Origin of the sequence: Pantoea sp. S61 (assembly GCF_016625145.1) — a bacterium.
Classification (GTDB): Bacteria; Pseudomonadota; Gammaproteobacteria; order Enterobacterales; family Enterobacteriaceae; genus Pantoea; species Pantoea rwandensis_B.
In genome coordinates this window covers 144132-167555 of sequence record NZ_JACVUO010000008.1, presented here as the reverse complement: position 1 = coordinate 167555, position 23424 = coordinate 144132, and the positions used below count along the sequence as shown (strand labels likewise).

The window sequence follows — 23424 nt, the reverse complement described above, 5'->3', positions numbered from 1 at the left end:
GTCGCGGTGCTATTTCTCATCGCCCTTTATATTTCGCGCGTTGGCCACGTTGGCTGCGTTTGCGAACCCCAGTCACTTACTGGATTGCTGTGTGTAGTGCATGCGTGGGCGATCGACATTGGCCCAGGACAGCTCTTTTTCCAGATGATAGCTGTGATTGCCGTCGTCCCACTTCACGTAATAGCCGGTTGCCGCATCTCCCTGTTCAAAGACGTTGACGATCTCGCCTCTGATTTCTCCCGATTTGTGCTTCACGATACTGCCTTTGGGATATCTGAACATGAGATGTACTCCTTTTCGCCCTGCATACTTCGCGCTGTGGCGGCATTGGCTGCGTCTGCGAACCCCCGTCACTGACTTCAGTAAGCTCACGGGGATTCACAGGCTTGCCGCCTTGCCACAGCACGAATTATTTTGGGCTGACTGCGGTGCCGGTTGGACATAAATTCTTAACTGCAAGAGCGATTCTACCGCAGGGTATGCCTAATAAACGCACAATGAGTATCATTATTTTGTCGCAATTTTATGCATTGACGCAGATTGCGACGTATTTGGATGCAACTTTGCCACAGACTCAGAGGGTTAGAGGTTTCATAAACAGGGCTGCTCCTTTATCATCCCACTACTTATTTTCAGGCAACTGCCAAGACGGATCTCATGTATCAACCAGTCGCGTTATTCATCGGTTTGCGCTACATGCGTGGACGTGCCTCAGACCGCTTCGGTCGCTTCGTCTCCTGGCTTTCTACCATCGGTATCACGCTGGGCGTGCTGGCGCTGGTCACCGTGCTGTCGGTGATGAACGGCTTCGAGCGTGAGCTGGAGGGCAATATCCTCGGCCTGATGCCGCAAGCGTTGGTCACCAGCGATAAAGGCAGCATCAATCCACAACAGGTGACGGCGGAGAGCCTCAGTCTGCAGGGCGTCACGCGTGTTGCCCCGCTGACGACCGCGGATGTGGTGCTACAAAGCGCGCGCAACGTTTCTGTGGGCGTGATGCTGGGCATCAATTCTGATGAGCAGGATCCGCTGACGCCTTACCTCGTCAATACTCAGCAAAGCGTGCTACAACCGGGCCAATATAATGTAATTCTCGGCGAACAACTGGCGTCTCAGTTGGGTGTGAAACGTGGCGACCCGCTGCGTCTGATGGTGCCGACGGTGAGCCAGTTCACGCCGGTAGGTCGCTTGCCAAGCCAGCGTATCTTCACCGTCGCAGGCACTTATGCTGCTAACAGTGAAGTCGATGCCTATCAGATTCTGGTTAATCAGCAGGATGCCTCCCGCGTGATGCGCTATCCGCTGGGTAACATCACCGGCTGGCGTTTGTGGCTGGATAAACCGCTGAATGTGGATGCCTTCAGTGAACAGCATCTGCCGGATGGCCTGGCGTTAAAAGACTGGCGCGAGCGCAAAGGCGATCTGTTCCAGGCGGTGCGCATGGAAAAAAACATGATGGGGCTGCTGCTGAGCCTGATCATCGCGGTAGCGGCGTTTAACATCATTACTTCACTTGGTCTGCTGATCATGGAAAAGCAGGGTGAAGTGGCGATTCTGCAAACTCAGGGCTTAACCCGCCGACAGATCGTCGCGGTGTTTATGGTGCAGGGCGCCAGTGCTGGCATTATCGGCACCTTGCTCGGTACGCTGCTGGGTGTGCTGCTCGCCAGCCAGCTCAATAATTTGATGCCGGTGATTGGCCTGTTCCTGGATGGCGCGGCGTTGCCGGTCGATATTAATGTCTGGCAGGTGGTCACTATTGCGCTGGTCTCCATGATCGTCGCGCTGCTCTCAACCCTTTATCCGTCATGGCGCGCTGCCGCCGTTCAACCCGCTGAGGCTTTACGTTATGAGTAATACCCCTTTGTTGCAGTGTCGTGACCTGTGCAAACGCTATCAGGAAGGCAGCGTGCAGACCGATGTGCTGCGCAATGTGGCTTTTAGCCTGCAGCCAGGCGAACTGACGGCCATCGTTGGTAGCTCCGGCTCGGGTAAAAGTACCTTACTGCATCTGCTCGGCGGCCTCGATGCGCCCACTTCGGGTGACGTGGTGTTTGACGGCAAATCACTGAATGCCATGTCCTCTGCAGCGAAAGCCGAACTGCGCAACCGCGAGCTGGGCTTTATCTATCAGTTCCACCATCTCTTGCCAGACTTCACGGCGCTGGAGAACGTGGCGATGCCATTGCTGATTGGCAAAACTGCAAAAGCAGAAGCCGCCTCGCGCGCGCTGGAAATGCTGGCGGCGGTCGGACTGGAAAAACGTGCTGCGCATCGTCCATCTGAGCTGTCAGGCGGTGAGCGTCAGCGTGTCGCAATTGCGCGTGCGCTGGTGAACCGTCCGCGCCTGGTAATGGCGGATGAACCGACCGGTAACCTGGACGCGCGTAATGCCGATGCGATTTTCAAACTGCTGGGCGAGCTGAATCAGCAGCAGGGCACCGCATTTTTGGTGGTGACGCACGATCTGAATCTGGCTAAACGTCTGAATCGCCAGATGGAGATGCGCGACGGTCAGCTAAGCGAGCATCTGACGCTGGGAGCTATCTGATGGGTTCGTCATTATCCCTGCTGCTTGGCCTGCGCTTTAGTCGCGGTCGGCGGCGCGGTGGCATGGTCTCACTGATCTCCATCATCTCGACCATCGGCATCGCCCTGGGTGTTGCCGTGTTGATTATTGGCCTGAGTGCGATGAACGGTTTTGAACGCGAACTGAACAAACGCATTCTGGCCGTGGTCCCGCACGGTGAAATCGAACCGGTGAATCAGCCTTTCCGCAACTGGCAGCCGATGATCGCACCGATTGAAAAGGTGCCGGGTATCGCGGCAGCGGCGCCTTACATTAACTTTACCGGCTTGATCGAGAGTGGCGCGAAGATGCAGGCGTTGCAGGTGAAGGGTGTCGATCCGCAACAGGAATCGCGGCTGAGTGCCTTGCCGAGTTTTGTCGATGGTGATGCGTGGCAGCAGTTTGGCGCGGATAAACAGCAGATCATCCTCGGTGGCGGTATAGCGAAATCACTTAACGTGAAGCAGGGCGATTGGATCACCATCATGATCCCGAACAATGACGGTGAAAATAAGCTGCTGCAACCGAAGCGTATTCGCCTGCAGGTATCAGGCATTCTGCAACTCAGCGGGATGCTCGACCACAGCCTGGCGCTGGTGCCGCTGGCGGATGCGCAAAAATATCTTGATATGGGTGACAGCGTCAGCGGCATTGCGCTGAAGATGAGCGATCCCTTCCAGGCGCAAAAACTGGTGCGCGATGCCGGTGAAGCCACGCACTCCTATGTCTATATTAAGAGCTGGATTGGCACCTACGGTTACATGTACCGCGATATCCAGATGATCCGCGCGATTATGTATCTGGCGATGGTGCTGGTGATTGGCGTGGCCTGTTTTAATATCGTCTCGACGCTGGTCATGGCGGTGAAAGACAAGAGCAGTGATATTGCGGTGCTGCGCACGCTGGGGGCCAAAGATGGCCTGATCCGCGCTATTTTTATCTGGTATGGCTTGCTGGCCGGATTGCTCGGCAGCATCAGCGGTGTGGTGGTGGGCGTGCTGGTGGCGCTCAACCTGACGCCGATCGTCCGTGGACTGGAGCATCTTACCGGTCATCAATTGCTGGCGGGGGATATCTACTTCATTGATTTCCTGCCATCGGAGCTGCACTGGATTGATGTGATTTCGGTGCTGGTGACCGCTATCCTGCTCAGCCTGATTGCCAGCTGGTATCCGGCGCGGCGAGCCAGTCGAATCGATCCGGCTCGCGTACTGAGTGGACAGTAATGATAAAAAACGCAGCCGCCTTCGCGGCTGCGCACATTTTCAGCGTCTGTGGCATGCAGCCGTCATGCGCAGCCGCTATTATCGGGAACCATTATCCTGAGCCAAACACCCGACATGCGGTGACAACCACCGCAGCATAAGGAGCTTTTATGCGCATACCGCGCCGCCGCCTACGACTCGCCCGCGACAAGAAAAATCGCCGCAAAGTGCATCAGCGCTTTCGCCAGCGCATCTTTGAACGCGATCGCAAAGCTGAACTGGCTGCGCACCCGCAACCGCGCGTCGTGGTACTGACCGGCGCTGGCATCTCCGCCGAGTCAGGCATTCAAACCTTTCGCGCTGCCGACGGATTATGGGAAGAGTATCGGGTTGAAGATGTTGCCACACCAGAAGGATTTCATCGTAATCCCGATCTGGTGCAAGGATTCTACAATGCGCGCCGCCGTCAGTTGCAACAGCCGGAGATTCAGCCAAATGCCGCGCACAAAGCGCTGGCCGAGCTGGAGCAGGTGCTGGGCGACAACTTCCTGTTGGTGACGCAGAACATCGATAATCTGCATGAGCGGGCAGGCAGTCAGCGCGTACTGCATATGCACGGTGAATTGCTAAAAGTGCGCTGTGAAAGTAGTGGACAGGTGCTGGATTGGACGGAAGATGTGAAGCCGGACGATCGCTGCACCTGCTGCCAGTTCCCGGCCCGACTCCGTCCGCATGTGGTGTGGTTTGGCGAAATGCCGCTCGGCATGGAAGAGATTTATCAGGCGATCGAGAAAGCCAATCTGTTTATCGCCATTGGCACCTCCGGGCATGTCTATCCCGCCGCCGGTTTTGTGCATGAAGCAAAACTGCAGGGTGCGCATACCGTTGAACTCAATCTGGAGCCAAGTCAGGTTGGCAATGAGTTCGCGGAAAGCCAGTACGGCTTAGCCAGTGAAGTGGTACCGGATTTTGTGCATACCTTTCTACGCGGGCTGTATAAGTAAGACGATATCTGGTTAAGCACTTTGCGCTGAGAACGCTAACCTGAAGGATAATGATTTGACGCAACATGGCGCGCCTCACGCGCCATGATAATAACGCAGGTTCTTTAGAGGGATGACAAATGGATCAATTACTTGAGCGTTTTCTCAGTTATGTGGCAGTAGAAACTCAGTCAAAACCGCAGGCGCGTCAGGTGCCCAGCAGTGAAGGGCAGTGGACGCTGGCGCGTCAGTTACAGGAAGAGCTGATTGCACTGGGATTTGTTGATGTATCCCTGAGCGATCACTGCTGCGTGATGGGCACTTTGCCCGCCAACGTTGACTGGCCGACCCCGGTGATTGGTTTTATCTCGCATATGGATACGTCGCCGGATTTCACCGCTAAAAACGTCAATCCGCAGATTATCGAAAACTACCGTGGCGGCGACATTGCGCTGGGCAACGGCGATGAAATCCTCTCGCCGGTGATGTTCCCGATCCTGCACAAGTTGATTGGCCATACGCTGATCACCACCGATGGCAAAACCTTGCTGGGCGCAGATGATAAAGCGGGTATCGCTGAAATCATGACGGCGATGGCACGCCTGGTGAAGGAGGATATTCCGCACGGCGCGATTCGTGTGGCGTTTACCCCTGATGAAGAGATTGGTCGCGGCACCTCTCATTTCGATGTTGAAGGTTTTGCAGCGGACTGGGCGTACACCATTGATGGCAGCGATCTTGGCGAATTTGAATTTGAAAACTTCAATGCCGCGACCGCGATGGTGAAAATCACCGGCAATAACGTGCACCCCGGCAGTGCGAAAAACGTGATGGTGAATGCACTGGATCTGGCAATGCGTTTCCACGCTGAGCTACCCGCCAAAGAAAAACCTCAGTTCACCGACGGTTATGAAGGCTTTTTCCATCTGCACACCATCAAAGGCACGGTTGAGCATGCCGAGTTAATGTATCTGATTCGTGATTTCGACGCCGACAGTTATGAACAGCGTAAACAGCTGCTGGAAGAGATTGCTGCGCGCGTTGGGAAGGGGCTGCAGGCTGAATGCTCAGTGAAAGTAGAGATCAGCGACAGCTACCGCAATATGCGTGAGAAAGTTGAGCCACATCCGCAGATTATTGAGCTGGCGCTGCAGGCCATTCGTGATTGCGGTATCGAGCCGGTGGTGAAGCCGATTCGCGGTGGCACCGACGGTTCTGCGCTATCGTGGAAAGGTTTGCCGTGTCCAAACCTGTTCACCGGCGGTTATAACTACCACGGTAAACACGAGTTCGCGTCATTAAATGTGATGTCGCAGGCGGTAGATGTGATTGTACGCTTGTCTGCTCTGGCAGCAGAGAAGAAATAGTATGAAAAAGGCCTGCTAAGCAGGCCTTTAATCAATATCTTACGTGGCGGCGCAGTCGACAGCGTCTCTGTCGCGGCAAACACGTGTGACAAATCGCGCCGTGATAAAGAGACGCGATTTTAGTGCAACAGATTACTCACCGAAGAACCAGTAGCCGCTGTTCACCAGCGCCGCAAGCTGTGCCAGCAGTGACGGATCGTCCAGCGCATCGCCGAAATCTTCCAGCGTTAACACCTGATTGTGTGCCAGTGCCGCCAGCACTTCTGGGTGGCTGCACGCCACACGTTCCCCGTTCACAAATACCGCGTCGCCCAGCGTCAACACGCGCAGGCCGCCAAGGCGCGTCAACGCATCGCCTTGCTGCAGCGCATCATAAATCTCATCAGGCTGATACGGCGGCTCTGGTGGGGCGATATCCAGTTCGTGACGTGACTGCGAGATAAACTCGCCAAACCACTGATTGAACTGTTCTGGTTGGTTGATCACATCCAACATCACCTGACGGATCCCTTCCACTTCAGAGGGCAAAATCTGTGACGGACAATCGCGCGAAGGCACATCTGGATCGCTGAAACGATAGCTGCCCAGCTCATGTGCCAGCATAAAGTCGGCGAAACCGCTAATCAGCTCGCGGCCATTGGGTGCACGGAAACCGACCGAATAATTGATGGCATTTTCCAGCGAATAGCCCTCATGCGGGAATCCTGGCGGAATGTACAGAATGTCGCCCGGCTCCATCTCTTCGTCGATGATGGCATCAAACGGCTCAACCTGCAGCAGATCGGGATGCGGGCAGTGCTGTTTCATCGGCACTTTTTCGCCCACGCGCCAGCGACGACGGCCGGTGCCCTGAATGATAAACACATCATACTGGTCGAAGTGTGGGCCTACACCGCCGCCCGGAACGGCAAAAGAGATCATCAGATCGTCGATGCGCCAGTCAGGCAGGAAACGGAACGGGCGCATTAGCGCGGCAGAAGGTTCATGCCAGTGATTAACCGCCTGCACCAGCAGCGACCAGTTGCTTTCACCGAGATGATCATAGCTTTCAAACGGACCATGGCTAACCTGCCATTTGCCGTTGTTATGGCTCACCAGGCGGCTGTCCACCTCGTTTTCCATCGCCAGACCCGCCAGCTCATCAGGAGAAATGGGATCAATGAAGTTTTTAAAACCACGCTTGAGCACCACCGGACGTTTTTGCCAGTAGCGCTGAATAAAGTCGGGCCAGTTAATATCGAGCTGATAGTCCATACGAGTGTTCCGGTTAGGGCCATGAATGCAGGCAAGTATAACAGCCCGCAGGCCTTTCTACTCGCGGTGATGTTCAACTTCCTGACGCTGGAAAATCACTTCCATGCGGGCACCGCCCAGCGGGCTGGTGCTGGCGATCACCTGACCGGCGTATTGTTCGAGGATGTCGCGGACCACGGCTAAGCCAAGGCCCTGGCCGGGACGTAACGTATCGGCACGCTGACCGCGCACGAAGATCAGATCGCGTTTGCTTTCAGGAATGCCGGGGCCGTCATCATCAATAAACAGATGCAGTGCCTTGTCGGTTTGCCGTGCGCTGACCTCAATAAATTCCAGGCAGTATTTGCAGGCGTTATCCAGCACGTTGCCCAGCACTTCCATAAAGTCATTTTGGTCACCGATAAAGGTCAACTCGGGGGAAATATCCAGGGTGATTTCGACACCTTTGCGCTGATAAACCTTATTCAGCGCCGAGCAAAGGCTGTCCAATAGTGCCGACACCGAATGCAGATCGCGCTGCAGCGGATTATGATCGGCCTGCATACTGGCACGATGCAGGTAGTAGCCAATTTGTTGTGAAATACGGCTGATCTGCTCCAGCATCACCGGCTCAGCCTGCTCCACGGTGAGCTCCTTACCGCTGCGCAGGGAGCGCAAGGTACTCTGCAACACCGCCAGCGGAGTTTTCAGGCTGTGCGTTAAATCAGACAGGGTGGTGCGATAACGCGTGTAGCGCTGGCGCTCATTGGTCAGCAGCAGGTTGAGATTTCGCACCAGGCTGCGTAACTCCTGCGGCGGATTGTCGTCCAGGTTCTCGCGATGACCCGTTTCCAGTTCCCGCACCTGCGCGGTTAAATCACCAATAGGGCGCAGGCTCCAGTGCGCGGCCAGCCACAGCAGCGGAATCACTAACAGCAGGTTCGCTGCCAGCACATAGCTAAACCATGACCACACCACATCCGAGTGCTGCAGTTCCTGGGGGATAGAATCCACCACTACGATGGTCAGTGCCGGTAAGTTGGTGGTGGCATCGTAACGGTTGACGGCGACCGAGTGGGTAAAGGTGTCGTTGTTGTCGCTGTCCAGTTGATGCAACCGCTCTTTGACATCGGAGTTGTTGCCGATGGCGGCCAGACTGGTGCGATTTGTGGTGTCGATTTCATAAAAATCGGGCTTGAGCAGCCACTCACGCTGAATTTTTTTGCGGATGTCCGGCACATCACGCTGCTGCCACAGCAACTTGCCGTGTTCATCGTAGATAAACACCAGCGTCGGGAAATTGAGCGTCATACGCTCTGGCTGGGCAATGGTCAGCTTATTGTTTTGCCACTGCGCCAGGGTGAAGAACAGGTTGCTCTCGCCGCGCATCACGCGATAAGTGTTTTTATCGAAACTCACCACATAGCCGACTACGGCAACCATGCCGTAGGAGAGCGACAAAAACAGCACAATAGCGGCGGTCGCCAGTAAAAACCGGGCGCGTAATGAGAAAGGACGTAAGCGATTCAGCCAATTCATAAATCAGAGATCAAAGCGATAGCCCTGGCCGCGCACGGTGTTAATCACTTCGGTCGGATGGAGCGCAAGAATTTTTTTACGCAGGCGACCCATCAAAACATCAATGGTGTGGCTCTCGCGCAGTTCGGCATCGGGATAGAGTTGCAGCATCAGCGAATCTTTGCTGACCACTTTTCCGGCGTTGCGGATCAAGGTTTCTACAATGGTGTACTCAAATGCGGTGAGTTTAACCGGCGCATCATTGACGGTCACTTCACGACGTGACAGATCAACCTGGAACGGCGGCATCGCAATGATCTGTGAAGCGTGTCCACTGTTGCGACGCATCAGCGCCTGCAAACGTGCAGCGACTTCTTCGATATGGAAAGGTTTGGTGACGTAGTCATCGGCACCCGCTTCGAGTGCTTCCACTTTAGCCTGCCAGCCTTCACGCGCCGTCAACACCAGAATCGGTTGACGCACAGCATCACCGCGCCAGCGACGAATCAACGACATGCCATCTTCATCAGGCAAGCCTAAATCGACCAGCGCAATGTCGGGAATGTGTTCCTGCAGGAAATAGTCGGCTTCTTTGGCATCTTCGGCAGCATCCACCTGATGACCCATTTCACGTAACTGCACGGCGAGATGATGACGCAGCAGTGCATTATCTTCCACAACCAGAACACGCATAGAATTTCCTTACCTTCAAACTCAGTGATGATGGCAAGAGTATATGTTAAGCGAGCTAAACAAGAGAACAACACTTGGCTGTCATCGTTTGAACGACAGCAGGAAAACGCGGCGAGTATTCATTCCGGACGCAGGCAACAAGGGATTGATGCACTTGCCGATTTGCAGGCGCTCGACTGCCTGATAGGAAGAGTAGGGTGTGCCCGCAGGCACACCCTTAATGATTATTTTAAATCATCAACCATCTGAATGGCGCGGCCGAGATAGTTGGCCGGTGTCATCTGTTTCAGACGCACTTTCTCTTCTTCCGGCAGTTCGAGACTGTCGATGAAGGCCTGCATACCGGCTGCATCCACACGTTTGCCACGCGTCAGCTCTTTCAGCTTTTCGTATGGCTTCTCGATACCGTAGCGGCGCATCACGGTCTGGATCGGCTCGGCCAGCACTTCCCAGTTGTGATCCAGTTCGTCCAGCAGACGATCGCGGTTCACTTCCAGTTTAGAGATACCTTTCAACGTCGCCTGATAAGCGATCAGCGCATAGCCCACGCCGACGCCGAGGTTACGCAGTACGGTAGAGTCGGTGAGATCGCGCTGCCAGCGGGAAACCGGCAGTTTGCTCGCCAGGTGCTGCATCACCGCATTCGCCAGACCGAGGTTGCCTTCCGAGTTTTCGAAGTCAATCGGGTTCACTTTATGCGGCATGGTGGAAGAGCCGATTTCGCCGGCGATGGTTTTCTGCTTGAAGTGATTCAGGGCAACGTAACCCCAGATATCACGGTCAAAGTCGATAAGGATGGTGTTGAAACGCGCGATGCAATCAAACAGTTCTGCGATGTAATCATGCGGTTCGATCTGCGTGGTGTACGGGTTCCAGGTCACGCCCAGTGAGGTGACAAACTGCTCGCTCAGCTGATGCCAGTCGACTTCCGGATAGGCAGCAATGTGGGCATTGTAGTTGCCGACCGCGCCGTTGATTTTGCCCAGCACCTCGATTTTGCTCAACTGACGCAGCTGACGCTCCATGCGGTAAGCGACATTGGCCATCTCTTTACCCATGGTGGAGGGCGTAGCGGGTTGGCCATGCGTACGAGACAGCAGCGGGATATCGCGATATTCCTGCGCCAGCCCTTTCACCGCATCGATAATTTTGTTCCAGAAAGGCACGATGACGTCACGGCGAGCGGTTTCCAGCATCAGCGCGTGCGACAGGTTGTTGATATCTTCAGAAGTACAGGCGAAGTGGATGAACTCTGATACCGCATGCAGCGCAGGGACATCAGCCACTTTCTCTTTCAGGAAGTACTCAACCGCTTTGACGTCGTGGTTGGTGGTGCGTTCGATGGTTTTGATGCGCGCCGCGTCTTCTTCGCTGAAATTGGCGACAATGGCATCAAGGAAAGCGTTTGCGTCAGTATCAAATGCAGGAACTTCCTTGATCTCTGCGGTCGTAGCCAGTTTCTGTAACCAGCGAACTTCAACCTCAACGCGGAATTTCAGCAAACCGTATTCGCTGAAAATGGCGCGCAGCGGGCTGACTTTATCGCCATAACGGCCATCGACAGGTGAGACGGCGGTCAGAGAGGATAATTCCATCAGTGCAACTCCTGAATCGTTAACAAATTAGGGCAGGGCGGCGCTTAATACGCCGGGCCCAACCGGGATAAAATGGTTTTGGCTTCACGCAGCAAACGCTGACGCGAGAACATCAGCTGCAGGCGGCCACCGCCCACCTGCTGCCACAGCACAGCAGCACGAATACCTGCCAGCAAGGTGGCTCGCACTTTACTCTGTACCTGAGAATTCTGTAATACCTGCGGCGAACCGGTGACCTGAATGCGCGGACCCAGTGGGCTAATGACATCGACATAAATCCCTGCCATGGCACTGGTGATGGTTTCAGATTCCAGCTCGTAATGGGCTAATTGGCGATCAAGCTGCGCAATACGCTGAGAAAGGGTGTTTAGCGCCGCGCTGTTGCCGTGCAATTTGCGTTCCAGCACCATCATGCTCAGGGTGTAACGTGTCAGTTCGGCCCCTGCACCCTGGCGGCTGCCGCTGTTCAGCACCGCCATCAGCGATTCCAGGCCGAGATGCAGATTCGCTTCATCATTGCCAAAGACCGCCAGCGTCGAGCCGGGGTTCAGATCCAGCAGGCTGCGCAGCGACACGGTTAATGCGGCATTGTTGCAACTGCCCTGATGCGCTAATTGCTGCACCAGATGCGCGGACTGACAAATACCCGCGAGCGCGAGCGTTATCTCATAATAGTTCTTGGCCACGCTTAACTCCTGTCATCGCGTCGGCAGCGCCGACCTCAGGCTTCTGCCAGGGGCAGGCGCTGTTCAATAATGCCGCCACCGAGGCAAACATCACCCAGATAAAATACGGCCGACTGGCCAGGCGTGACGGCCGCAACCGGCTCGTCAAAACGCACTTCAATACGATTGCTATCCAGCGGAATGATTTCACAGGGAATATCGGTCTGGCGATAACGGGTTTTCACCGTGCAGCGCAACGGGGCCGTCATCGTATGGCGATCAACCCAATCCAGTTGCTGAGCAATCAAGCCAACAGACATCAGGCGTGGATGTTCAGCACCCTGCGCCACCACCAGGCGGTTGCGTGCGACGTCTTTGTCGACCACATACCAGGGATCGTCATTGCTCTCTTTGCGTCCACCAATCCCCAATCCTTTGCGCTGACCCAGCGTGTGATACATCAGCCCCTGGTGTTCACCGACAATCTCACCCTCAACGGTTTCGATTTCGCCCGGCTGTGCAGGTAAGTAACGGCCAAGGAAGTCGCGGAATTTGCGCTCGCCGATAAAGCAAATGCCGGTCGAGTCTTTTTTCTTCGCAGTGATCAAATCCAGTTCTTCAGCGATACGCCGAACTTCAGGCTTCTCCAGTTCACCCACCGGGAACAGGCTTTGCGCAATCTGTTCATGGCTCAGGGTGTAGAGGAAGTAACTCTGATCTTTATTGCCGTCGAGACCGCGCAATAACTGGCTGGTGCCATTCACATCGGCGCGGCGCACATAGTGTCCGGTGGCGATGAAGTCTGCACCGAGATCTTCAGCCGCGAATTCAAGGAAGGCCTTAAATTTGATCTCTTTATTGCACAGAATATCGGGGTTTGGCGTACGGCCCGCTTTGTACTCTTCCAGGAAGTGTTCGAACACGTTGTCCCAGTACTCAGCGGCGAAGTTGATTTTGTGCAGTTTGATGCCGAGTTTGTCACACACGGCTTGAGCGTCAGCCAGATCATCAGCGGCGGTGCAATACTCCTCGCCGTCGTCTTCCTCCCAGTTCTTCATGAACAGGCCTTCAACCTGATAGCCCTGCTGTTGCAGTAACCAGGCGGATACGGAAGAATCGACGCCGCCGGACATCCCGACGATCACTTTTTTCTGGCTGTTGTCAGACATGACGCACTCTTAATTACGATAAAAACAGGCGGCGCATTCTATCATGCCGAAGCCGGGCGCGCACCTTCGTGAAACGGCCATTGGAACGGCGCCACCAGTTGCAGCGGATAACGTGCGCCTTGTTGCCACAATCGTACACTCTCAGCGACCAGCGGTGAACGCAGGCGATTCGCCGTCAGAATCTGCTCTGGCGGCAGCCACCAGCAACAATCGATGTCACGATCGTGCGGAGACGTCTCGCATTTTTCTGGCAGATCGAGGCCAAACAGGAAACGCACAAAAGGTGTATCGTCAGGCGCGATCCACTGCTGCACACCGAGGAAATACTCGGGTTTAGCGTCTATTCCGGTCTCTTCAAATAACTCACGCTGTGCGGCTTCGAGCAACGTTTCATCGGCTTCGAGATGACCCGCCGGCTGATTCCACGTAATGCGGCCGTGAACACGCTCTTCGACCACCAGTAATTCGCCTTGCGCCTGCACGATACAAGCTACCGTTACATGAGGTTTAAACATCCTTCCTCCGAAATTGTTAACTAAAAGTTATTGAAAAGTGGTGCTCTAAACGTTGGCACTGATATCGCGCCACTCTCCCAGGGCTAAATCGTCGAGTTGATATTTGCCCATGGCAAAGCGAATCAGGCGCAAGGTGGGAAAACCAATATGTGCCGTCATGCGCCGCACCTGACGGTTACGCCCTTCGTACAGGGTGATTTTCAACCAGCTGGTCGGGATCGCTTTACGCTCGCGGATTGGCGGCTGGCGCGGCCAGAGCCACTCTGGTTCAGTGACCAATTCCACCCCAGCAGGCAGCGTGGGTCCATCATTGAGGGTGACGCCGTTGCGTAACAGGGATAAATCTGATTCCTGTGGTGCACCTTCAATCTGCACATAATAGATTTTTCCGGTGCGCTTTCCGGGCTGCGTCAGTTGCGCCTGGAGCGCGCCATCGTTGGTCAGAATCATCAAACCTTCGCTGTCGCGATCGAGGCGGCCGGCGGCATAAACGTCGCTAACCGGCACGAAATCCTTGAGCGTGCGGCGTCCCGCTTCATCGCTGAACTGCGGTAAAACATCGAAAGGTTTGTTAAAGAGTATGACGCGTCGCGGTCCTTTTGGACGTGTGTCACGGCGCACGGGCTGGCGTGCTGCGGTGTTTGGACGCTTATCCTGGTGAATTCGTTTAGAAGTTTTTCGCATGGGCTTTGCAGTCAGAAACAATCGGCGCATTATAACGCGAAACTGCGGTGATTGGCGTAGCGGAAATATTCAAGTAGTATTGACCCGCATCTTACAAATCATTAACAAAAAATCGCTCGAAGGAGAGGTTGATGGAAAGCAAAGTAGTTGTTCCGGCGGAAGGTCAAAAAATCACCCTGGTTCAGGGCAAACTCACTGTTCCGAATAACCCAGTCATTCCTTACATCGAAGGTGATGGCATCGGCGTTGATGTTTCCCCTGTTATGCTGAAAGTGGTTGATGCCGCTGTGAAAAAAGCCTACAACGGCGAGCGCAAAATTTCCTGGATGGAAATTTATACTGGTGAGAAATCAGTAGAACTTTACGGTCAGGACGTCTGGCTGCCGCAAGAAACCCTCGATTTAATCAAAGAATACCGCGTTGCCATCAAAGGCCCGCTGACTACCCCAGTCGGTGGCGGTATTCGTTCTCTGAACGTTGCGCTGCGTCAGGAGTTGGATCTGTACGTGTGCCTGCGTCCGGTTCGCTACTACACCGGTACCCCAAGCCCGGTTAAACGCCCAGAAGATACCGACATGGTGATCTTCCGTGAGAACTCAGAAGATATCTATGCAGGTATCGAGTGGAAAGCGGGCACGCCAGAAGCAGATAAAGTGATCAAGTTCCTGCGTGAAGAGATGGGCGTGAAGAAAATTCGCTTCCCTGAGCAGTGTGGTATCGGCGTGAAGCCGTGCTCTGAAGAGGGCACTAAACGTCTGGTACGCGCAGCGGTTGAGTACACCATCACCAACGATCGTGATTCTCTGACCCTGGTTCACAAAGGCAACATCATGAAGTTTACCGAAGGCTCATTCAAAGACTGGGGCTACCAGTTGGTGAAAGAAGAGTTCGGCGGCGAGCTGATCGATGGCGGCCCGTGGATGAAGTTCAAGAACCCGAACACCGGCAAAGAGATCATCGTGAAAGACGTGATCGCTGATGCCTTCCTGCAGCAGATCCTGTTGCGTCCAGCCGAATACGACGTTATCGCTTGTATGAACCTGAACGGTGACTACATCTCTGATGCCCTGGCGGCACAGGTTGGCGGTATCGGTATCGCACCAGGCGCAAACATCGGTGACGAATGTGCACTGTTCGAAGCCACCCACGGTACGGCACCTAAGTACGCTGGTCAGGATAAAGTGAACCCAGGTTCCGTTATCCTGTCCGCAGAAATGATGTTGCGCCACATGGAGTGGTTCGAAGCCGCAGACCTGATTGTTAAAGGCATGGAAGGCGCAATCGCCGCTAAGACCGTGACCTATGACTTCGAGCGTCTGATGGATGGCGCTAAACTGCTGAAATGCTCAGAGTTTGGTGACGCGATCATCGCGAACATGTAATTTCTGCCAGCCAGAAATTGAGACGGGAGCCCATGGCTCCCGTTTTTTATGCGCTAAATTAATCGACCTGCTGTTCAACGGATTTGGTGGATGACGCATGCTGCTGCGACAAGCGCCAGAAATCATTGCCGCCCGGATGCTGATACATGCGCAGCCCAAACTGGCCGACAATCGCATAGATATATTCGAAGATCGCTGACTGCGAATTCTCATACTCGACCCAAAATATCGACGAGGTGAAGCAATAAACTTCTACCGGCAAACCTTCCGGCGAGGGCTTCATGGCGCGCACCACGATATACATATCCTGCTTAATATCATCGCGCTGCGACAGCCACGCGGTGAGATATTTGCGGAACACCGTCAGGTTAGTCATGCCGTTGTCAGCAAACCAGCGATCGCCCACAGCATTGCTGTCTCGGCCATCCATTAACGCTGAAAGCTGCTCGTTAACACCGCGAATCTGGCTCATTTGCTGAATGAGTTCGTGATCGAGAAAGCGAATCGACATTTGGTCGAGGTGGAAGCTACGCATAATACGGCGCGCGCCGGAGGAGAACATCGCCTGCCAGTTGGTATAGGTTTCGGTGAGGAAATTTTTCGTCGGGATGCGTGACAACGTGTTATCCCAGTTACGCAGCGTAATGGTGTGCAGCGCAATATCAATCACTTCGCCGCTAATGCCTTTATCCGGCATCTCAATCCAGTCACCAAGTTGCAGCACGTCGTTGGATGACACCTGAATATTCGCCACCAGCGACATTAAGGTGTGCTGGAACACCAACATTAATACCGCAGCAACCGCACCCAAACTCGAGATAATAATCACTGGCGATTTATTCGACATAATGGCCAGGATCATGATCGCCGAAATAATGTGTACCAGGATCTTGCCGACCTGAATATAGCCCTTGATCGAGTGATTCTTACGCTTTGATTTGCGGGAGTAGGAGTTGTTAACAATCTCCAGCACTTCTGTGAAGAACAGCGACAGATAAACAAAGAACAAAATGCCGCAGATAGTCTTAATAGCAATCAGCAGATGTTCGGGCAGGTCTGGCATAAACTGCAGCAGGTAATAGACCGTGATCACCGGAATAAAATTAGAGAGCTTTTCAGAAAGCCGCACATCTTTATCGAGTGGAACCTGTTTTTTGTGGGTGCTAAAGAAGACCTTGCGCACCACCTTCACCACAAAGAATTTGCAGATCAGATGCGTCACCATCCCCGCAATCACCAGCAGCAGCAAGCTAAAAGTGGTGGATAGCAGGGTGTTACTCTCAATAAATTTCTGGATATCGCTTAAATAATTCATATTCACAACATGCCTGACAACGTTGGCGGGGATTCAATCACAAACTGTGATCATACTGTATGCGACAAGTGCGCAATTTCTTAACGGCGGTTCGCGCCTGACAATACATTTCGCAAAACTTTGAAACAGATAGCATCCATGAACCCCTCGTCGTGCCTTTTCCGGCAAAACCCGCTATGTTCTGCGCTTCAGATTCTGGAGGTGGTATGCAAGGTGTCATCAAATTCGTTAAGGGCTGGCTGCTGTTTTCGCTGCTGTGGGGCATTTTCATGTGGTTCACTTCGTGGCAGGCGCAGGGTGAGGCCATCAGTATGGTGGTGGTAAAAAGCTTGTACGCTGGATTGATTTATCAGGCTTTGATGACCATGGTGGCGCGCTTTAAAGCACGGCGTTCGCAAGCCTGATTGCTCACATCTGCCCACACAGCTTTGCGCAGCGCTGACGCTAATTTGCAATCTGTCAGGCAATCTGGCCCGACTCAAAACAGTGTGGGTGGAAGTGAAGATGGCAAAGACGTCATTAGCCGCGTGGTTCTTTTTACTGGTGTCATTTGGCAGCTGTGCGCAATTACCTGACGTGCCAGTGAATATCACTGTACACCAGGGGCGTCATCTGGATGTGAATAACAGCACGGCTGATGTGGCTGAGACGCCGGATGAACATATTCAGGAAAGGTTGGATGAGGCCGGTCATCATCAATAAGCATTGGGGCCAGGAAGGCCCCCCATCGCAGCTTATTTCCTGCCCAGCAGGAAACCGACAATAATGCCGATGCTGGCTGCTACTGCCAGGCCAGTTGCCGGATTATCACGTACCGATTTGACCACACAGTCTGCCGCATCCTGCACAGCATAACTGGCTTGCGCGGGATAACGACGCGCGGCACCTTTAGCCTGATGTTTGCGAGAGCCGGTCCATTCCCCGATTTTTTCTTCAACTGCGCCCGCTGCTTCATTCAATTTTGCTTCCGCTTTATCAGTCATGATGACTCCCTGCTGGTTGTGAATATTACGATTCAGCGTAGTCACAGATTTTCAGACCAGCAACCCAACGAGCATTCAGGTTGTAACAGCTGTTTGCAGGAACAGAGAATTCTGTCCAGGCTTGAAGATGGCAGGGGGCGTGATGCATCTTGCCGAACTAGCTCAACGGCAGCGGGAGGAAATATGAAACGTGATGTGCTGAACGACGACGATTACGATGAAGTATGCCGGGTAATTGGCGATGCGGTGATCGTCCTTTCCGAATGTGGCCATGAAACGAAAAGAGCAGAGATTACCGAATTACTGCAGCGAACCCGCCACCATCGCTCGCATGATGAACGCGACGAACAGCGGATGCTGGAGCATGCGATTCGTCTGGTCAAACCCTAAGCCCGATAGGGTGTCACGAGACGCCCTCAGGGATTGCCGCGGTAAGCCGGATACCAGGTCACTAAAAAATGGCGTAGATGATCGAAACACCACTCGGCATCGTCGGCTTGCTGACAATAATAGCGAATGGTGACTTTCTCGTAGCGCATATGACGCTGATGCAAAGGTGACCAGCCCCAATCCAGCACGGCGCGGGCGTAATTGACCAGGGTGCCGCTCTGCATGGTGTGCTGCTTCTCTTGTCGGCTCAGATAGAGTTCAAATGCCTGATCCAGACTTTGCGTCTCTTCACTGCTACCATTCGATAGCGCCGGGCGTAAAGCCACATCGATAAATCCGCACACGCCGTCATCACGCTGCTGCCAGTCACAGGCTAAGGTCATAAATACCCCCTCCTGCAAATTCACCTCTTCCAGCAAACGCCGTAAATTTTCGGAATGTTTACCCGCTGAGATTCCGTCGATGCGATCGGTCTCGAGCGTGAGGTCAAATCCACAAGGATTCACCGAACCATCTGCGTTGGTGGAAGCGGGGAAGGGGAAGTCAATGTAGCCGTTATTGTCCAGACTCTTTTCCATAGTACAGGTCCGCAGCGTGAGGAAGCCTGACAATAAACCATCTTTCCCGGCTAAGCACGTTTAAGGGCACGTCCAGGTAATCATGGTGTTCTGATAAGGGTTGATCAGACGGAATTGCTTATTTGACAGCCGCTGAGCGGTGAAGCCCTCAGGCGTCACGGCAGAAGGGACATACTGGAAACGATCGCTGGAGTGCAATGTGCCGCTTTTCACCGCCACGCCATCACGCGTAACCGTAAAGGCATTCACCAAATCGAAAATGCGCGCCTGAGTCTGCCCCATTGATTGTCCATAAATGGTCGCGACTTCGCCCGGGCAGTCGACACCTTTGGGCGTGGAGCTGCAACCAGCCAATAATAAGAGGGTGAGTACTACCGTGATTCGCAACATGATCCTGTCCTGGTTCGATTCCTTGTTTGCAGTGGCCCGTCAATGCCCACTGATATGCTGATCATAGCAGGTCTGGCACCGCTTCCCATTTGTCATTTGCTTAATCGTTAAGCGGTAAGAATGTAAAGGGGTGACTTTGGTAGCAGATAAACGTTATTCTTGCCAGCGTTGCGCATCAGGTAAGCAAAACAAGGGCAAATCTATGAAAGAAGAAGAAGCCAGTTTAATGATTCTTCAGCACGCGATTGATAAATTAGAAGCCGACAAAAAAAAGCAGGTAATGAACTGTGTAGCGGCCATACAAGAAGTGATGCAAGGCTTCGATCCGGAAGATGCGGGTCTGGCGTTAATGTTAGTCGCCGCACAGGTTGCAGCAGAGTAATCTCTTACGGTCATTCCTTCCCCATCCGTTTGCGATGGAAATCCATGCAATATAGCTGCTGCTCAGTCGATATCGGCTGATGCGCAGCGATTGTCCTGCACAGATTAATCTTTCTCCTGGTTCACATGACTGCGCGCTGTGCTAAACCTGATAGTGAATCCAAAAGGAGGATGAGATGAAAAAGACACTGCTTTTAATCGGTACTTTTAGCCTCGGCCTACTGCTGGCGGGCTGCGCATCCGATCACGTCCTGCACACCACCGATGGGCAAACCATTGTGGTGCAGGGTAAACCTAAAGTGGATGAAGATACCGGCATGATTACTTACAAAGATATTGATGGTAAAGAACAGCAGATAAACCGTAATCAAATCAAAGATATGAATTCGGTTAACTAACGTTTTCTTTACCTTTCTATCCTTGCAGGCCCGTACTCAACGGGCCATTATTCGTCTTCCCGCTTTTTTCTGTGTTACGCTTCTCCGCATAAAACCCAACGAAATCATCATCTAACCTCAGCGGAGATCCCAATGAAGGCGATAGCAATTGCCGTTGGCTTAATGGCGTGCCAAATCGCGCCGGCCTGGAGCGAAACCGAATTTCAAATTACCTGTCCGGGGCGCCCGACCATGACGGTATCGCGTGCGGAATACGGTTTAAGCACGCTGATGTGGCCAACACGTCATTTTCAAATTGCAGCAGGGCAACAGCGCACGCGTTTGCAAGGCGGGGATAAAGTGGCGATTACGCGTTTTCGTAATGGCGATCAGCTGATTGTGAACAAAAATAATGACGATACGTTCTTTGTCTATGCCGATAGCGATAAACTGATCCCCTGCAATCGCACTGAAAAACGCGATGCGGAAATTCTTTCGCTGGAACGTTATGACGATAGCCAGCGCCCCAATTCATAGTTGCCAGTCAAAGGAGTAGACGATGCAATTAAGCGTAACCGATACCGTTACCGCACAGGATCTGGATGATGTTCGTCTCGGCCTCACCGAATATAACAGCCGCTTTATCGATCCCAGTGAGATGCAGGCGATTGGCGTCTTCATTAAGGATGCTTCTGGCCGCAAGCTGGCCGGGTTGACCGGTTCCACCTTTGGTAACTGGCTGCGCATCGACCTGCTCTGGGTCGGCGATGCGTTACGCGGGCAGGGGGCTGGCACACAGTTGATTCAGGCCGCCGAAACAGAAGCCCGCGCCCGTGGTTGCCTTTATGCGCAGGTTGATACGGCCAGTTTCCAGGCGCGCCCGTTCTATGAAAAAATGGGCTACACTTTACGCTTCAGCCTCGATAATTATCCGCGTCTGCATCAGCGTCATTACCTCAGTAAATCGCTTTAACTAGATCAGTGGCTGCTGGCGCAAATCCAGCGGCGACTGCTCTGCCTCATCGATCGCCGCCAGCCAACTCTGCAAATCGACTTTCGCCCATGACAGGTGACCACGTGTGGTGCTCATTAGCACCACGTCCGGGCGCAGTGCGCGATACAGTTCAAGCGACTGCTGCAACTCCAGCGGATTACTCTCCGGTACCAACACGCTGATCCAGCGGTTGTAGTCACAGGTCAAGGTATCGCCAACAAACAGATAGGTCTGGCCCAGCGGGGAGTGATAAAGGTAGCTGCAGCTGCCGGGTGTGTGGCCGGGTGTGGGCAGCAGATGAAAGTCACCAAAGTGGCTTTCCTGCTGAATGAAGGTCTCATCGGGTTCGACAATCAGACTGACGGGCCCCAGTGAACGGCTGTGACAGTAGAGCGCACTGTTAAAACGCTGCTGAATCGCCACGGCGCCTGGCGCGGCTTCATGCCAGTGGGTGAGGTAGTGACGAATCACGCCGCCCGCATCATTGAGAAACTCATGATCGAGCGGATGTTCGACACGGCCGATGACCAGATTGCCGCGCGGATGGCGCAGCATAAAGCCATGCATCATTAAATCTTGCGCCGTTTCTTCGGCGGGAAATTCCGGGGTGGAGATCCACAAATCTTCGTACAGTGGCTTCAATGTCGGTCTCCTGCGGCAAAACGTTAGCGCAATGTCGGGTGGCCGGTGAAGGCTAGCTGTGCTTCGCCCTGTTCAAGCTGTAAGGTGGCGCTGGCGCCCAGCGGCAGCGTGACGGTGTCGGCATCGTGGCCAAACGCCAGTTCGCTGATCACCGGTAGCTGATATTCATCGCGGATGCGTTGCCATACGCTGGCAAAATCGAAACCATTGTCATATGCCGACAGTGACGTGCTGGTAAAACTGCCGGTGATGATCGCCCGCTGGCGCGCCAGAATGCCGCTCTGTTGCAGTTGAATCAGCATGCGCTCAATGCGGAAAGGATGCTCATTCACATCCTCGATCACCAAAATGCCGTTTTCAATTTGCGGCATCCACGGTGTGCCGATCAGAGAGCAGATCATCGCCAGATTGCCGCCCCACAAGGTCCCTTGCCAGCGTCCCGCATCCGGGCTGTGGGTCTGCCAGCCTATATTGACTGTAGGAGAAGAGAGCGCCTGCCAAAAGTGTGACAGGGTAAATTCGGATAATGCCTCTGCGCCGAAGTTGCCGGCCAGCATCGGGCCGCTAAAGGTCACCAGCCCGGTTTGCGCCAGTAACGCCAGTTGAATCGCGGTGAAATCACTGTGTCCACAAAGCGCGATAGGTTGATTGAGCAGCCGGCGCTGCAGACCGACATAATCAATCTGATCCAGCAAGCGCGAGGCACCGTAGCCACCGCGCACCGCCAGCACAATATCGGGCAGCGTGCTCAGTGTTGCCAGCTGGTTCACATCATTCAACCGTTCCCCGTCCTCGCCCGCAAAACGCTGGAAGCGGCGTGTCATCGCTGATAAGTTGTCCAACTGATGTCCCTGAGCCTGTAAACGACTCACTGCACGTTGGGCCGCATCCTGATTATGGCAGTAGCCGGAGGGGGCGATCAGACGAATGGATCGGGGGGAAAGCATAGCGTTCATCCTGATTTAAAGTGGCCTGCCGATGATGGCGAAATCCGTTACCGATGTCACGGCAGCACAAGGTTTTTTACGTATTTAGGATAAACGGTAATTTTGCATTGCGCTGCGCCAGGTATCATAGCTTGCGCCAACTCTATTGCGGAACCAAAAATCAGTGAAAATTCGACTACTTATGCTATCTGCGCTGTTGCTCGCGGGCTGTGCCAGTGAGCCAGAAAAAACGGTCGTGCCAGAGAAAAATACGCCATTAACCCAGGCACCCCCGTCGAAAGTGAATGATGCATGGTCAATGTTTACCGAAGATGCCGCCAGTCATTATGGCGTTGATGAGAAGTTAATCAGCGCCATTATTAGTGTCGAATCCGGGGGCAATCCCACCGTTACCAGCCGCTCAAACGCGGTAGGGTTGATGCAGATTAAAGCCTCAACGGCGGGGCGTGCGGTGTATCGCACTCAGGGACGTCACGGTCAGCCGACGTCTTCGGAATTGCGCGATCCAGCGAGAAATATCGATATCGGCGCGGCATATCTCAAGCTGCTGCAGGATTCTGAGTTGGCCGGGATTCGAAATCCACTGACGCTGCGCTATGCCACCATCGTTTCTTACGCCAACGGTGCCGGTGCGTTGCTGCGCACCTTCTCACGGAATCGCGAGCGGGCGATAGCGATGATCAATTCCATGTCGCCAGACGAGTTTTACCAGCATGTTCAGAACAAACATCCGGCGGCACAGGCTCCACGTTATTTATGGAAGGTCACCACGGCTTATCGCACCATTGGCTGATATCTTCCGGTGCGCTTCACTGCGCACTCTTTTCCGATAGAGGCGCCATTCCTGGC

29 protein-coding genes are annotated in these 23424 nt (G+C 53.8%); 14 read left to right on the top strand and 15 right to left on the bottom strand.

Annotated features, from left to right (window positions below; translation table 11 throughout):
• Positions 1 to 72 precede the first annotated feature (72 nt).
• Positions 73 to 282 (bottom strand): hypothetical protein, encoded by a 210-nt coding sequence (locus IAE30_RS16685; protein WP_038647560.1) that lies wholly within the window; start codon positions 280 to 282, stop codon positions 73 to 75.
• Positions 283 to 657: 375 nt separating this feature from the next.
• Here IAE30_RS16685 and lolC point away from each other — a divergent pair, with 375 nt between their 5' ends.
• The 5 genes from lolC (at position 658) to pepT (ending at position 6124) form a co-directional block, all read left to right on the top strand.
• A complete protein-coding gene (gene lolC, locus IAE30_RS16680; RefSeq protein WP_200680431.1) occupies positions 658 to 1857 on the top strand; it encodes a lipoprotein-releasing ABC transporter permease subunit LolC in 1200 nt (399 codons plus the stop codon).
• Complete coding sequence (lolD, locus tag IAE30_RS16675) at positions 1850 to 2551, top strand: lipoprotein-releasing ABC transporter ATP-binding protein LolD (RefSeq protein ID WP_034822051.1); 702 nt, start codon at positions 1850 to 1852, stop codon at positions 2549 to 2551. Before lolC ends, lolD begins: the two co-directional genes overlap by 8 nt.
• Complete coding sequence (gene lolE, locus IAE30_RS16670) at positions 2551 to 3795, top strand: lipoprotein-releasing ABC transporter permease subunit LolE (RefSeq protein ID WP_038647554.1); 1245 nt, start codon at positions 2551 to 2553, stop codon at positions 3793 to 3795. The genes lolD and lolE overlap by 1 nt, the downstream gene beginning before the upstream one ends.
• Positions 3796 to 3944: 149 nt before the next feature.
• Positions 3945 to 4778: a Sir2 family NAD+-dependent deacetylase gene (gene cobB, locus IAE30_RS16665; protein WP_200680430.1), complete on the top strand. Its 834-nt coding sequence runs from the start codon at positions 3945 to 3947 to the stop codon at positions 4776 to 4778.
• A 119-nt stretch (positions 4779 to 4897) separates the two neighbouring features.
• The gene (pepT, locus tag IAE30_RS16660; RefSeq protein WP_045813882.1) at positions 4898 to 6124 is read left to right on the top strand and encodes a peptidase T; all 1227 of its coding nucleotides are present in this window, start codon (positions 4898 to 4900) and stop codon (positions 6122 to 6124) included.
• Positions 6125 to 6256: 132 nt separating this feature from the next.
• Here the strand turns inward: pepT and IAE30_RS16655 are convergent, their stop codons facing one another.
• The 8 genes from IAE30_RS16655 to rluE all read right to left on the bottom strand — a co-directional run bounded on the left by IAE30_RS16655 (position 6257) and on the right by rluE (position 14226).
• A complete protein-coding gene (locus tag IAE30_RS16655) occupies positions 6257 to 7378 on the bottom strand; it encodes a cupin domain-containing protein (RefSeq protein WP_038647550.1) in 1122 nt (373 codons plus the stop codon).
• 57 nt (positions 7379 to 7435) lie between these two features.
• Complete coding sequence (gene phoQ / locus IAE30_RS16650; protein ID WP_200680429.1) at positions 7436 to 8896, bottom strand: two-component system sensor histidine kinase PhoQ; 1461 nt, start codon at positions 8894 to 8896, stop codon at positions 7436 to 7438.
• A 3-nt stretch (positions 8897 to 8899) separates the two neighbouring features.
• Positions 8900 to 9568 carry a two-component system response regulator PhoP gene (gene phoP, locus IAE30_RS16645; RefSeq protein ID WP_034822036.1) on the bottom strand — a complete coding sequence of 223 codons (669 nt, stop codon included), beginning with the start codon at positions 9566 to 9568 and terminating at the stop codon, positions 8900 to 8902.
• 224 nt (positions 9569 to 9792) lie between these two features.
• On the bottom strand, positions 9793 to 11163 hold the full coding sequence (gene purB / locus IAE30_RS16640) for an adenylosuccinate lyase (protein ID WP_200680428.1): 1371 nt from the start codon (positions 11161 to 11163) through the stop codon (positions 9793 to 9795).
• Positions 11164 to 11207: 44 nt separating this feature from the next.
• Positions 11208 to 11849, bottom strand: coding sequence for a high frequency lysogenization protein HflD (gene hflD / locus IAE30_RS16635; RefSeq protein ID WP_034822031.1), 642 nt, complete (start codon positions 11847 to 11849; stop codon positions 11208 to 11210).
• 35 nt (positions 11850 to 11884) lie between these two features.
• On the bottom strand, positions 11885 to 12997 hold the full coding sequence (gene mnmA / locus IAE30_RS16630; protein ID WP_200680427.1) for a tRNA 2-thiouridine(34) synthase MnmA: 1113 nt from the start codon (positions 12995 to 12997) through the stop codon (positions 11885 to 11887).
• A 41-nt stretch (positions 12998 to 13038) separates the two neighbouring features.
• Positions 13039 to 13512 carry an NUDIX domain-containing protein gene (locus tag IAE30_RS16625; RefSeq protein WP_038647540.1) on the bottom strand — a complete coding sequence of 158 codons (474 nt, stop codon included), beginning with the start codon at positions 13510 to 13512 and terminating at the stop codon, positions 13039 to 13041.
• Positions 13513 to 13557: 45 nt separating this feature from the next.
• Complete coding sequence (gene rluE / locus IAE30_RS16620; protein ID WP_234472779.1) at positions 13558 to 14226, bottom strand: 23S rRNA pseudouridine(2457) synthase RluE; 669 nt, start codon at positions 14224 to 14226, stop codon at positions 13558 to 13560.
• Between the two features lie 101 nt (positions 14227 to 14327).
• On the opposite strand from rluE, the gene icd reads away from it, so the two are divergent.
• On the top strand, positions 14328 to 15578 hold the full coding sequence (icd, locus tag IAE30_RS16615) for an NADP-dependent isocitrate dehydrogenase (protein ID WP_038647536.1): 1251 nt from the start codon (positions 14328 to 14330) through the stop codon (positions 15576 to 15578).
• 58 nt (positions 15579 to 15636) lie between these two features.
• Here the strand turns inward: icd and IAE30_RS16610 are convergent, their stop codons facing one another.
• A complete protein-coding gene (locus IAE30_RS16610; protein WP_200537265.1) occupies positions 15637 to 16893 on the bottom strand; it encodes a mechanosensitive ion channel family protein in 1257 nt (418 codons plus the stop codon).
• 206 nt (positions 16894 to 17099) lie between these two features.
• Between IAE30_RS16610 and IAE30_RS16605 the strand changes: the two genes are divergently transcribed.
• Together IAE30_RS16605 and IAE30_RS16600 are read left to right on the top strand one after the other, a co-directional pair.
• Positions 17100 to 17297, top strand: coding sequence for a DUF6404 family protein (locus tag IAE30_RS16605; RefSeq protein WP_034822012.1), 198 nt, complete (start codon positions 17100 to 17102; stop codon positions 17295 to 17297).
• Between the two features lie 100 nt (positions 17298 to 17397).
• Positions 17398 to 17595: a hypothetical protein gene (locus IAE30_RS16600; protein ID WP_038647530.1), complete on the top strand. Its 198-nt coding sequence runs from the start codon at positions 17398 to 17400 to the stop codon at positions 17593 to 17595.
• A gap of 32 nt (positions 17596 to 17627) precedes the next feature.
• Here IAE30_RS16600 and IAE30_RS16595 read toward each other — a convergent pair whose 3' ends face one another.
• On the bottom strand, positions 17628 to 17876 hold the full coding sequence (locus IAE30_RS16595) for a DUF883 family protein (protein WP_034822005.1): 249 nt from the start codon (positions 17874 to 17876) through the stop codon (positions 17628 to 17630).
• Positions 17877 to 18059: 183 nt separating this feature from the next.
• Between IAE30_RS16595 and IAE30_RS16590 the strand changes: the two genes are divergently transcribed.
• Positions 18060 to 18266, top strand: a complete 207-nt coding sequence (locus IAE30_RS16590; protein WP_038647528.1) for a DUF2767 family protein — start codon at positions 18060 to 18062, stop codon at positions 18264 to 18266.
• Between the two features lie 26 nt (positions 18267 to 18292).
• On the opposite strand, the gene IAE30_RS16585 is transcribed toward IAE30_RS16590, so the two are convergent.
• Together IAE30_RS16585 and IAE30_RS16580 are read right to left on the bottom strand one after the other, a co-directional pair.
• Complete coding sequence (locus IAE30_RS16585; protein WP_200680426.1) at positions 18293 to 18844, bottom strand: hypothetical protein; 552 nt, start codon at positions 18842 to 18844, stop codon at positions 18293 to 18295.
• 60 nt (positions 18845 to 18904) lie between these two features.
• Entirely contained in the window at positions 18905 to 19234 is a 330-nt protein-coding gene (locus IAE30_RS16580) for a hypothetical protein (protein ID WP_200680425.1), read from the bottom strand.
• Between the two features lie 202 nt (positions 19235 to 19436).
• Between IAE30_RS16580 and IAE30_RS16575 the strand changes: the two genes are divergently transcribed.
• The 4 genes from IAE30_RS16575 (at position 19437) to IAE30_RS16560 (ending at position 20965) form a co-directional block, all read left to right on the top strand.
• Complete coding sequence (locus IAE30_RS16575) at positions 19437 to 19616, top strand: hypothetical protein (protein ID WP_034821992.1); 180 nt, start codon at positions 19437 to 19439, stop codon at positions 19614 to 19616.
• A 175-nt stretch (positions 19617 to 19791) separates the two neighbouring features.
• A complete protein-coding gene (locus tag IAE30_RS16570; protein ID WP_038647524.1) occupies positions 19792 to 20013 on the top strand; it encodes a YgdI/YgdR family lipoprotein in 222 nt (73 codons plus the stop codon).
• Positions 20014 to 20145: 132 nt separating this feature from the next.
• Positions 20146 to 20529 (top strand): hypothetical protein, encoded by a 384-nt coding sequence (locus IAE30_RS16565; protein ID WP_045813894.1) that lies wholly within the window; start codon positions 20146 to 20148, stop codon positions 20527 to 20529.
• 22 nt (positions 20530 to 20551) lie between these two features.
• Positions 20552 to 20965 (top strand): N-acetyltransferase, encoded by a 414-nt coding sequence (locus IAE30_RS16560; protein ID WP_045813895.1) that lies wholly within the window; start codon positions 20552 to 20554, stop codon positions 20963 to 20965.
• Here the strand turns inward: IAE30_RS16560 and IAE30_RS16555 are convergent, their stop codons facing one another.
• Together IAE30_RS16555 and ldcA are read right to left on the bottom strand one after the other, a co-directional pair.
• Positions 20966 to 21628 (bottom strand): MBL fold metallo-hydrolase, encoded by a 663-nt coding sequence (locus tag IAE30_RS16555; protein WP_038647517.1) that lies wholly within the window; start codon positions 21626 to 21628, stop codon positions 20966 to 20968.
• A 23-nt stretch (positions 21629 to 21651) separates the two neighbouring features.
• Complete coding sequence (ldcA, locus tag IAE30_RS16550; RefSeq protein ID WP_038647515.1) at positions 21652 to 22575, bottom strand: muramoyltetrapeptide carboxypeptidase; 924 nt, start codon at positions 22573 to 22575, stop codon at positions 21652 to 21654.
• Positions 22576 to 22738: 163 nt separating this feature from the next.
• Between ldcA and emtA the strand changes: the two genes are divergently transcribed.
• The gene (gene emtA, locus IAE30_RS16545; RefSeq protein WP_200680424.1) at positions 22739 to 23368 is read left to right on the top strand and encodes a membrane-bound lytic murein transglycosylase EmtA; all 630 of its coding nucleotides are present in this window, start codon (positions 22739 to 22741) and stop codon (positions 23366 to 23368) included.
• Positions 23369 to 23424 lie beyond the last annotated feature (56 nt).

Coding starts and splice junctions, on each gene's coding strand:
- IAE30_RS16685 (WP_038647560.1), bottom strand. CDS start 282: ATGTTCAGATATCCCAAAGGCAGTATCGTGAAGCACAAATCGGGAGAA.
- lolC (WP_200680431.1), top strand. CDS start 658: ATGTATCAACCAGTCGCGTTATTCATCGGTTTGCGCTACATGCGTGGA.
- lolD (WP_034822051.1), top strand. CDS start 1,850: ATGAGTAATACCCCTTTGTTGCAGTGTCGTGACCTGTGCAAACGCTAT.
- lolE (WP_038647554.1), top strand. CDS start 2,551: ATGGGTTCGTCATTATCCCTGCTGCTTGGCCTGCGCTTTAGTCGCGGT.
- cobB (WP_200680430.1), top strand. CDS start 3,945: ATGCGCATACCGCGCCGCCGCCTACGACTCGCCCGCGACAAGAAAAAT.
- pepT (WP_045813882.1), top strand. CDS start 4,898: ATGGATCAATTACTTGAGCGTTTTCTCAGTTATGTGGCAGTAGAAACT.
- IAE30_RS16655 (WP_038647550.1), bottom strand. CDS start 7,378: ATGGACTATCAGCTCGATATTAACTGGCCCGACTTTATTCAGCGCTAC.
- phoQ (WP_200680429.1), bottom strand. CDS start 8,896: ATGAATTGGCTGAATCGCTTACGTCCTTTCTCATTACGCGCCCGGTTT.
- phoP (WP_034822036.1), bottom strand. CDS start 9,568: ATGCGTGTTCTGGTTGTGGAAGATAATGCACTGCTGCGTCATCATCTC.
- purB (WP_200680428.1), bottom strand. CDS start 11,163: ATGGAATTATCCTCTCTGACCGCCGTCTCACCTGTCGATGGCCGTTAT.
- mnmA (WP_200680427.1), bottom strand. CDS start 12,997: ATGTCTGACAACAGCCAGAAAAAAGTGATCGTCGGGATGTCCGGCGGC.
- IAE30_RS16625 (WP_038647540.1), bottom strand. CDS start 13,512: ATGTTTAAACCTCATGTAACGGTAGCTTGTATCGTGCAGGCGCAAGGC.
- rluE (WP_234472779.1), bottom strand. CDS start 14,226: ATGCGCCGATTGTTTCTGACTGCAAAGCCCATGCGAAAAACTTCTAAA.
- icd (WP_038647536.1), top strand. CDS start 14,328: ATGGAAAGCAAAGTAGTTGTTCCGGCGGAAGGTCAAAAAATCACCCTG.
- IAE30_RS16610 (WP_200537265.1), bottom strand. CDS start 16,893: ATGAATTATTTAAGCGATATCCAGAAATTTATTGAGAGTAACACCCTG.
- IAE30_RS16605 (WP_034822012.1), top strand. CDS start 17,100: ATGCAAGGTGTCATCAAATTCGTTAAGGGCTGGCTGCTGTTTTCGCTG.
- IAE30_RS16600 (WP_038647530.1), top strand. CDS start 17,398: ATGGCAAAGACGTCATTAGCCGCGTGGTTCTTTTTACTGGTGTCATTT.
- IAE30_RS16595 (WP_034822005.1), bottom strand. CDS start 17,876: ATGACTGATAAAGCGGAAGCAAAATTGAATGAAGCAGCGGGCGCAGTT.
- IAE30_RS16590 (WP_038647528.1), top strand. CDS start 18,060: ATGAAACGTGATGTGCTGAACGACGACGATTACGATGAAGTATGCCGG.
- IAE30_RS16585 (WP_200680426.1), bottom strand. CDS start 18,844: ATGGAAAAGAGTCTGGACAATAACGGCTACATTGACTTCCCCTTCCCC.
- IAE30_RS16580 (WP_200680425.1), bottom strand. CDS start 19,234: ATGTTGCGAATCACGGTAGTACTCACCCTCTTATTATTGGCTGGTTGC.
- IAE30_RS16575 (WP_034821992.1), top strand. CDS start 19,437: ATGAAAGAAGAAGAAGCCAGTTTAATGATTCTTCAGCACGCGATTGAT.
- IAE30_RS16570 (WP_038647524.1), top strand. CDS start 19,792: ATGAAAAAGACACTGCTTTTAATCGGTACTTTTAGCCTCGGCCTACTG.
- IAE30_RS16565 (WP_045813894.1), top strand. CDS start 20,146: ATGAAGGCGATAGCAATTGCCGTTGGCTTAATGGCGTGCCAAATCGCG.
- IAE30_RS16560 (WP_045813895.1), top strand. CDS start 20,552: ATGCAATTAAGCGTAACCGATACCGTTACCGCACAGGATCTGGATGAT.
- ldcA (WP_038647515.1), bottom strand. CDS start 22,575: ATGCTTTCCCCCCGATCCATTCGTCTGATCGCCCCCTCCGGCTACTGC.